Origin of the sequence: Micromonospora sp. NPDC049799 (genome assembly GCF_040656655.1) — a bacterium.
In the GTDB taxonomy this organism is placed as follows: domain Bacteria; phylum Actinomycetota; class Actinomycetes; order Mycobacteriales; family Micromonosporaceae; genus Micromonospora.
The window spans coordinates 1-5,321 of sequence record NZ_JBFAMU010000345.1; the positions used below are offsets into that span (position 1 = coordinate 1).

Genomic DNA, 5,321 nt, shown 5'->3' on the forward strand with positions numbered 1-5,321 from the left:
CGGCCACCGCGGCGGTCCCGGCCGTGGCGAGCAGCGCGCCGGCCAGCAGCGCCGCGCCACCGAGGCGGGTCAGCGTACGGATGGGGCGACGCGGGATCGGAGCGGACTGCGGTCGGGGTTCACACGACACGGGCAACCTCCTGGACTCGTGGTACGGGAGCGACCGGAGTCTATGGAGGTCGTCGACACTTGTCGATCCGAGGCGCGAATCGGCACCCCGGCCGGGCCGCCGGTGGGCCGGTCAGCGGGGCGGTCGGAAGCCGGCGATCGGGTTGACCAGGGTGCCGGCGAACTGGAGCGCGGCGGACGGGTCGGCGAGGTCGACCATCTGCCGGTTGTTGCGCAGTTGGAGCCGGTTGAGGCAGGACAGGGCGAACTCGGGTGCGAACAGGTCGTACCGTGCGAGGCGGTCGGCCAGGTGCGGCACCCGGTCGGCGTAGTCGGTGGCGCACTCGGCGACCGTCCGCCAGACGGTGTCCTCGTCGCAGACGTCCTCGGTGACCAGGACGGCCGCCAGGTGGCGGAGGAAGCAGTCGACCACGTCGGTGAAGATGCACAGGATCTTCTCGTCGTCGGGCACGGCGACGGCGATCCGGCGTACCCGCTCCGGCAGGTCGGCGTCCGAGTCCATGACGACGATCTCCTCGGCGATGTCCTTGAAGATCACCCGCTCGACCGTCGCGTCGCGCAGGACGAGGATGACGTTCTCGCCGTGCGGCATGAAGGCCAGGTCGTGGGCGTAGAGAGCGTGCAGCAGCGGCACCAGGTAGGCGTCGAGGTAGCGGCGCAACCACTGGGCCGGCGTCCGGCCGGACCGCGCGATCAGCGCCGCGACCAGGGAACGGCCGTCGTGGTCGGTGTGCAGCAGCGACGCCATGGTGGCCAGCCGCCGGCCCGGCTCCAGGCCGGGCACCGGACTCTCCCGCCACAGCGCGGCCAGCATCTTCCGGTACGGGGAGTACCGGTCGGTGGCGGCCTCGTACTGGCCGTGGCGGTAGCCGATCGCGGCCCGTTCCCGGAGGATCGACAATCCGGTGCCCTTGAGCACCGGGTCGCCCTGCACGAGGTCGGCGAGCCAGTCGTTGATCGCCGGGGTGGCCTCCATGTACGCGGCCGACAGTCCCCGCATGAAGCCCATGTTGAGCACCGACAGGGCGGTCTTCACGTAGTGCCGGTCGGGCCGGGTCACGTTGAAGAAGGTGCGGATCGACTGCTGGGCGAGGTAGGTGTCGGGTCCCTCGCCGAGGTGGACCAGCCGGCGCCGGGCGACCTCGCCGGCGAAGGTGACGGCCAGCTTGTTCTCCCACTGCCAGGGGTGCACCGGCAGCAGCAGGTAGTCCCCCGGGTCCAGGCCGAGTCCGGTGAGGGTGGCCGCGAAGCGGGTGCGGGTGTCGTCGTCGAGTTCGGCGCGGACCAGGGTGTCGTAGTCCAGGTCGGCGGCGCAGGTGAAGGTGGCGTGGTCGCGGTGGGCGGCCAGCCACACCAGCCGGACACCGGCGGCGGACTCCGGGGCGTACCGGTGGTGGTCGTCCACCCCGAAGCCGATCCGGCCGTTGTTGGCGACGAAGCACGGGTGGCCCTCGGTCATCCGCGTCTCGATGGTCTGGAAGTCGGCCTCGGCCAGGTCGGCCGCGCTGATCGGCGGCGCGGCGAGCTTGTACGCGGTGCCGGCCAGGGTCGCGCTGATCTCCTCCAGGTAGACCGGCAGGACCGTGTCGCTGAGGCCGAGTGCGCCGCGCAGGTCCAGGCAGAGGTCGACCGCGTCGAGCGGCAGGTCCCGGCCACCGGAGTGCCGGGTGACGGTGTCGGCGTCGATCTGCCAGTGGTCGAGGGCGAGCACCCGGGCGGCGAAGCGGTACTCGACCGCGCCGTCGTCGCTGCGCACGCGCCACCGGCCGCCGCCGGTGTGCTCGGGGGCGATCAGGCGTTCGTGGGCGAACTCGGCGAGGGCCTTGCGGACCAGCAGCCGGTTGGCGCGGGCCCAGCGCTCGGGCGTCAGGTGGTCGACTCCTGCGTTCACGCGGGTACGTCTCCTCGGGTGGCGGTCCGGAACTGCTCGCGGGTGCAGACGCTGAGCAGCGCGTCCTTCTCGGGCTTGCGGATCGGGCCGACGACGGCGAACCCGACGGCCGCGTTGAGCGCGTGCACGGCCGTGTTGCGCACGTCGGGCTCGACCACGACTCGCCGCACGGCGGGGTCGGCGAAGATCCAGTCGAGCACGGTGGTGATCACCGCCCGGGTGAAGCCGCGCACCGGGGTGTCGGTGGGCGCGCACAGGAAGTGCATGCCGACGTCGCCCTCGACCGCGGCGTGCAGCCCGACGAGCTCGACGTGGGCGGGGTCGTAGCGCTCGGCGAGGAACGCCGGGGTGCCGCGCCAGAGTCCGAGGTACGCGTCGCGGTGCGGGTGGGCGGCGATCCGCCGGTACTCGTCGGCGACCCGCGCGAGGTCGGCGTCCTGCATCATCCAGAAGACGGCCTTCGGGTGGGTCACCCAGCCGTGCAGCAGCGCGGCGTCCGCGTCGGGATCGAGCGTACGCAGGGCGAACTCGCCGAGCCGGTCGTCGACCCGGGTGAACACGGTCACGAGACGGCTCCCGCCGGCACGCCGAACTCCTGGAAGGCGATGCTCTTCTCGATCAGGTAGTGCTCGCGACCGGTCACCTCGCGGACGATCCACGAGTTGCGGTACGCGCCCATGCCGAGATCGGGTGAAGTGACGCTGTGCGCGTGGGTGGCGGCGTTCTGGAGGAAGATCCCCCGGCCGGTGTGGTCGATGCTGTAGTTGCGGGCGACGTCGAACCGGCCGTGGCCGTCCCAGCGGATCCGGTCCCGGACCGGTTCGAGGAACTCGGGCACCCGGTACCGGTAACCGGTGGCCAGGACCAGGCCCTCGGTCTCCAGGGTGGCGTCCCGTCCCTGCTCGACGTGGTGCAGCCCCAGCGTGTACGTCCCGCTCGCCTCGTCGTACGCGGCGGTACGCAGGGCGGTGCAGGTCAGCAGCCGGGTGCGGACCGGGCCGGCGACGCTGCGCGCGTACAGCAGGTCGTAGATGTCGTTGATGAGGTCGGCGTCGATGCCCTTGAACAGCGGCTTCTGCTCGACCTCCAGCCGGTAGCGGGTCTCCTCCGGCAGGGCGTGGAAGTAGTCCACGTAGTCCGGAGAGGTCATCTCCAGCGTCAGCTTGGTGTACTCCAGCGGGAAGAACCGCGGCGACCGGGTGACCCAGTTCAGCTGGTAGCCGTACGTGTCGATGTCGGTGAGCAGGTCGTGGTAGATCTCGGCGGCGCTCTGCCCGCTGCCGACCACCGTGACGCTGCGCCTGGTACGCAGCGCCGCCCGGTTCTCCCGGTACCGCGAGTTGTGGACGGCGTCGCCGCCCAGCCCCCGGCACGCGTCGGGCACGTGCGGCGGGGTGCCCGTGCCGAGCACCAGGTGGCGGGCCCGGTGGGTGATCGTCCCGTCGGCGGTGTCGGCCCGCACCACGTAACAGCCGTCGGCCTCGTCGTATTCGACGGTGGTGACCCGGTGGCCGAAGCGCACGCTGGGCAGCTGTCCGGCGGCCCAGCGGCAGTAGTCGTCGAACTCGACGCGCAGCGGGAAGAAGCTCTCCCGGATGTAGAACGGGTACAGCCGGCCGGTCTCCTTCAGGTAGTTGAGGAAGGAGTACGGCGAGGTGGGGTCGGCGAGGCTGACCAGGTCGGCGATGAACGGCGTCTGAAGGCGGGTCGACTCCAGCAGCATGCCGGGGTGCCAGTCGAAGCTGTCGCGCGCTTCGAGGAACAGGCAGTCGAGGTCCGCGATCGGCGCGGTCAGGCAGGCCAGGCCCAGGTTGTACGGGCCCAGCCCGACGGCGATGAGGTCGTGCGTCGTCATGGTGGTCTCCGGTGTGTCAGCCGACCGGGCAGGACAGCGGGGCGGCGGTGCGGGCGTCCACGTAGGCGCGCCCGTGAGCCGCGACGAGATCGAGGACGTACGCGACGTCGTCGAGGGTGGTCTCGGGGTTGAGCAGGGTGAACTTGAGGTGGTGCGCGCCGTCCACCGTCGTACCGGCCACGAGCGCGGCGCCGGAGGCGGCGAGGGCCTCGCGGGCGTACAGGTTGGCGTCGTCGGCGAGGACGCGGTCCGGGCCGGTCGGCAGGTAGCGGAAGACCACGGTGCTCAGCGGGGACCGGGTCACCACCTCGAAGCGGGGGTCCTCGGTGAGCATCCGCCAGGCGCCCGCCGCGCGGTCGCACACCTCGTCGAAGAGGGCGCCGATCCCGTCCGGGCCCATGACGCGCAGGGTCAGCCAGAGCTTGCAGGCGTCGAAGCGGCGGGTGGTCTGGAGACTCTTGTCCACCTGGTTGGGGATGCGCCGCTCGACCATCCGGGCCGGGTTGAGGTAGTCGGCGTGGAACGTGGCGTGGCGCAGTGTCCGGCGGTCGCGGACCAGCAGGGCACTGGAGCTGACCGGCTGGAAGAACGACTTGTGGTAGTCGACGGTGACCGAGTCGGCCCGCTCGATGCCGTGCAGGAGGTGCCGGCGGGTCGGCGAGACCAGCAGCCCGCAGCCGTACGCGGCGTCGACGTGCAGCCACACGCCGGCGGCGGCGCAGAGGTCGGCGATCTCCGGCAGCGGGTCGATGCTGCCGAAGTCGGTGGTGCCGGCGGTGGCGACGACGGCCATCACCACCAGGCCGGCCCGCTCGCAGCGGTCGAGTGCGGCGGCCAGGTCGTCGGTCCGCATCCGCCGGTCGGCGTCGGTCGGCACGGTGATCACCGCGTCCGCGTCGAGGCCGAGCAGCGTGGCGGCCTTCTGGACGCTGAAGTGGCCGGCGGCGGAGGTGATGACGCGCAGCCGGGACAGCTGCTCCGGGCGGGACGGCCGATCGGCCGGACGGCCGAGGCGGGCGCAGGTCTCCTCGCGGGCCAGCAGCATCGCCTGGAGGTTGGACTGGGTGCCGCCGCTGGTGAAGACACCGTCGGCGTCCGGGCCGAGGCCGATCCGCGCGGCGGTCCAGTCGACGAGCCGGCGTTCGATCAGGGTGGCGCCGGCGCTCTGGTCCCAGGTGTCCAGGGAGGAGTTCACGGCGCTGAGCACCGCCTCGCCGAGCAGGGCGGCGATCACCACCGGGCAGTTGAGGTGGGCCAGGTACCGGGGGTGGTGGAACCAGACCGCGTCCCGCAGGTAGACCTCGCCGAGTTCGTCGAGGGCGGCGCCGGTGTCGGCGAGCGGGCGGTCCAGGTCGATGCCGGCGACACGCGGGGCGAGGTCGTCCGGCGTGACGCCGGTGCAGGGGCGGTCGGCGGTGGCCACCCGGGTCGCCACCCGGTCGATGC

At 72.1% G+C, this 5,321-nt stretch carries 4 protein-coding genes; all 4 read right to left on the minus strand.

Annotation, left to right across the window (positions count from 1 at the left end):
* Positions 1 to 241: 241 nt before the first annotated feature.
* Positions 242 to 2,020, minus strand: coding sequence for an IucA/IucC family siderophore biosynthesis protein (locus tag AB0I76_RS21680; protein WP_357038295.1), 1,779 nt, complete (start codon positions 2,018 to 2,020; stop codon positions 242 to 244).
* Positions 2,017 to 2,586, minus strand: coding sequence for a GNAT family N-acetyltransferase (locus tag AB0I76_RS21685; protein ID WP_357038298.1), 570 nt, complete (start codon positions 2,584 to 2,586; stop codon positions 2,017 to 2,019). Before AB0I76_RS21685 ends, AB0I76_RS21680 begins: the two co-directional genes overlap by 4 nt.
* On the minus strand, positions 2,583 to 3,875 hold the full coding sequence (locus AB0I76_RS21690) for a lysine N(6)-hydroxylase/L-ornithine N(5)-oxygenase family protein (RefSeq protein ID WP_357038301.1): 1,293 nt from the start codon (positions 3,873 to 3,875) through the stop codon (positions 2,583 to 2,585). The genes AB0I76_RS21685 and AB0I76_RS21690 overlap by 4 nt, the downstream gene beginning before the upstream one ends.
* A gap of 16 nt (positions 3,876 to 3,891) precedes the next feature.
* Positions 3,892 to 5,321 (minus strand): aspartate aminotransferase family protein (locus AB0I76_RS21695; protein WP_357038304.1); only part of this gene is annotated, 1,430 nt, incomplete at its 5' end.

Bases quoted from the DNA above. Each gene is read 5' to 3' on its own strand.
- AB0I76_RS21690 (WP_357038301.1), bottom strand. From the start codon at position 3,875: ATGACGACGCACGACCTCATCGCCGTCGGGCTGGGCCCGTACAACCTG.